The following is a 3,767-nucleotide window of genomic DNA, read 5'->3' on the forward strand; positions in this document are numbered from 1 at the left end:
ATACTGCTTTTTCTTTATTAATTACTTAGTTTCACTAGAAGAAGCCTAACGGGTCGATGCTGTAGCTAATCAGCAAGTTCTTCGTGTTCTGGTAGTGATCCAGCATCATCTTGTGCGTTTCGCGCCCGATACCCGATTTTTTGTAACCACCGAACGCTGCGTGTGCAGGGTAAGCGTGGTAACAGTTAATCCAGATCCGGCCAGCTTCAATATTACGGCCCATACGATATGCAACGTTCGCATCACGTGTCCAAACACCTGCGCCTAAGCCATATTCAGTGTCGTTTGCGATTTCCAACGCTTCAGCCTCATCTTTGAATTTGGTGATAGCGATCACTGGGCCAAAGATTTCTTCTTGGAAGATTCGCATCTTGTTGTGGCCTTCCAACATGGTTGGCTGAATGTAGTACCCCTGGTTGATAGACTCTGGCTGTTCTGACACTCCACCACCAAAGACCACTTTTGCGCCTTCTTCACGGCCGATTTCCAGGTAACTTAAAATCTTATCAAACTGTTCTTGAGAAGCCTGAGCACCAACTTGAGTATCGGTATCGAGCGGATTACCTTGTTTAATCAGCTGTGCACGTTCCGTCAGTTTCTCTACAAACTTGTCATAAATCGCTTCATGAACCAGTACGCGAGATGGACAAGTACAAACTTCACCTTGGTTGAAGAAACCAAGTAACGTACCTTCGATACACTTATCAAGATACTCATCTTCGTAATCGAAGATATCTGAGAAGTAGATGTTTGGAGATTTACCACCTAACTCAACTGTCGATGGGATCAAGTTGTCTGCTGCACATTTCAGAATGTGGTTGCCAACTTGCGTAGACCCGGTAAACGCGAGTTTCGCAATGCGGTTGCTGGTTGCTAATGCTTGACCCGCTTCAGAACCATATCCGTTTACAACGTTGATGACACCAGGAGGAAGAAGGTCACCGATTTTTTCCATCAGAACCAGAATGGATGTTGGGGTTTGCTCTGCTGGCTTCAATACCACACAGCAACCCGCCGCTAGTGCCGGTGCTAGTTTCCAAGCCGCCATCAACATTGGGAAGTTCCACGGAATAATTTGACCAACCACACCAATCGGTTCTGGGAAGTGGTAGCTTGCAGTGTGCTCATCCAGTTCTGCCGCACTGCCTTCTTGTGCGCGAATACAGCCAGCGAAGTAACGGAAGTGATCCACTACTAAAGGTAAATCTGCCGCCAAGGTTTCGCGAACTGGTTTGCCGTTTTCCCAAGTTTCTGCAACAGCAAGCTCTTCTAGATGCTGCTCAATACGGTCAGCAATTTTCAGCAAGATGTTCGAACGTTCTGTCACGCTGGTTTTGGCCCATTTTGCTCTGATGTTGTGCGCGGCATCCAGTGCTAAATTAATATCTACCTCGCCAGAGCGAGCAACTTTACAATACGCTTGTCCGTTGATTGGTGAGATATTGTCAAAGTACTCACCACCCGTTGGTTTTACCCATTCCCCACCGATAAAGTTATCGTAATGCGATTTAAAGTTAACAATGGCATTTTCACTACCTGGCTGTGCATAGATCATAACTCTTCCTTTTGTTTCTCGTTCAATGTGTTATTGCAGTGTCGTATCGCACTGTTCACAAAGAGCATTACGCAAGTCACACGCCAACTACGCCACACTTGTTGTTAATTAAATGTAAAACTATGATTACCAAGCGATAACAAACCAAGTGAGCGATGTTTGAGCGGATGTATGGTGTAAACACCAATGTTCAAGTGTTCCAAAATGGCACACCCTCACTGTGACAAAATGGTACAGTCATGGAACTTCAACACATTAGCGATAACAATTGGCTTTCAACTTCATGGGTCAGAAGTGAACAAGCGGGTTTAAAACAGCGTCGACGCCCTGAAGATATTCGAGTAACGCCAGCAACGCTCCAAGATAGGCGTCACCAACTCAACTTTTTGCTAGAGGCAGTCACTCAATTTGCGCTCCCTTTGTTTAATCAGCTATTTGCTCATAGCGACAGTCGCTTAATTTTGACGGACTCAGATGGTGTCATCATCGGCAGTTGGGGACAGCCTAGATTTCGTGAAAAGTTGACGGAAATCTCGCTAAGCTCTGGAGCATGCTGGCAAGAAAAGGTCAAAGGCACCAACGCGATTGGTACAGCTTTGGTTGAAGCAAAGCCCGTTTCTGTTATTGGTGATCAGCACTTTATCCAACACCATCGTTTTATTAGCTGTTCGGCTAATCCTATTTTCGATCATCTTGGTAACCTCATTGGCGTATTAGATATTACGAGCGAGCAAAAGAGACATGACTTCTCAACGCAAGTACTAGTACAAAACATGGTCCAGCAAGTGGAGAATCAACTACTTAACTTGATTCCACAAGGGCATATTCGTGTGGATTTAGCGTGCGAAAAAGGTTTACTGAATAGTGGTTGGCAAGGAATTATCATTGCAAATGAAGACGGACAAGTTTTGGCTCACAACCAAGTAGCCTCTCAACTTTTTGCGCAAAAAAGTATCATTGGGCAATCCTTAGACGACATTCTATCCACTCGGGGAAATGAGCACCCTTTCGTTTTCAAAACAAAACCGCTTACCGATAAAGATAGCAAGGTCAAGTCTCGTGCTGTAGCGGCGTCCAATGATCTTCATTATGGCGACTCCGCTGTTGAGCACTGTTGGCAGCAAGCCAATCGCGTCATCGATAAAGACATCAGTTTGTTGATTCTCGGAGAGACTGGCGTTGGCAAAAACGAGTTTGTAAAAGCACTCCATAAAAACAGCCAGAGAAAAACGGGACCGTTGGTTTCCGTTAACTGCGGAGCGTTACCAAAAGACTTGGTTGAATCTGAATTGTTTGGCTACGTAGCCGGTGCCTTTACTGGCGCAAACAGCAAAGGCTATCAGGGAAAAATTCGCCAAGCACACAAAGGGATTTTGTTTCTAGATGAAATCGCAGATTTACCTTTGGAAGCTCAAAGCCGATTGCTCCATGTATTGCAAGATAAAACCGTGCTTCCCGTGGGTTCCAACCAAAGTATTCAAGTCGATACGCAAATCATTGCAGCCACGCATAAAGATCTGGAACATTTGGTCAGCGAAGGATTGTTCCGCCAAGATTTGTATTATCGCCTTAATGGCTTGATCATTGAGCTACCTCGCTTTGAGGAACGTGATGACAAACGACAACTGATTGAGAACATTCATCGGCGTCACGCCGAATCTGAACAACAGCTTTGCCCTCACCTCCTTTCTCTGATGCTGTCTTACTCATGGCCAGGAAATTTGCGTGAACTCGATAGTTTAATCAAAGTATCCGCCTTAATGGCGCAAGGTGAAGAAATATTGGAACTCACACACGTCCCAGCCCACCTAAGTAAGAAACTCAGCCAAGCTCAAGAAGGGGCAGCATCCGCTGAACCAACTTCAGAACTGCGTGCAACCGTCGAAGATAAGTTGCTCAAAACATATCAAGCCAATCAGGGGAACATTAGCAAAACGTCTCGTATGCTTGGTGTGAGCCGAAATACCATTTACAGAAAGTTGAAAAGCCTTGGCATATTAAGTTAATTCTACGACCTCAGATACAAAAAGAGCACCGTTGCGGTGCTCTTTCTCTTTGAAACCTAGCTTACAGGCCACCTTGTTGTTGCGCCTGTTTTACTAATGCCTGACGTTGAGTTTCCTTCTCAGAGATCACTTGGTTGTCCTTGTGCATTTCCTGTTCCAATTCTGCTGGAATGAAAACAAAGTACTTGTTAAGAGTCATCTTAGAA

2 protein-coding genes are annotated in these 3,767 nt (G+C 45.0%); one reads left to right on the plus strand and one right to left on the minus strand.

The window, feature by feature from the left end:
* Positions 1-34: 34 nt before the first annotated feature.
* Entirely contained in the window at positions 35-1,555 is a 1,521-nt protein-coding gene (gene exaC, locus CAG68_RS20230; protein WP_086046801.1) for an acetaldehyde dehydrogenase ExaC, read from the minus strand.
* Positions 1,556-1,794: 239 nt separating this feature from the next.
* On the opposite strand from exaC, the gene CAG68_RS20235 reads away from it, so the two are divergent.
* Positions 1,795-3,561, plus strand: coding sequence for a sigma-54-dependent Fis family transcriptional regulator (locus CAG68_RS20235; RefSeq protein WP_005377167.1), 1,767 nt, complete (start codon positions 1,795-1,797; stop codon positions 3,559-3,561).
* The last annotated feature ends 206 nt before the right edge of the window (positions 3,562-3,767 follow it).

Source organism: Vibrio sp. V42_P2S4T144 (assembly GCF_009904715.1).
Lineage (GTDB): Bacteria > Pseudomonadota > Gammaproteobacteria > Enterobacterales > Vibrionaceae > Vibrio > Vibrio alginolyticus.

Bases quoted from the DNA above. Each gene is read 5' to 3' on its own strand.
- exaC (WP_086046801.1), bottom strand. From the start codon at position 1,555: ATGATCTATGCACAGCCAGGTAGTGAAAATGCCATTGTTAACTTTAAA.
- CAG68_RS20235 (WP_005377167.1), top strand. From the start codon at position 1,795: ATGGAACTTCAACACATTAGCGATAACAATTGGCTTTCAACTTCATGG.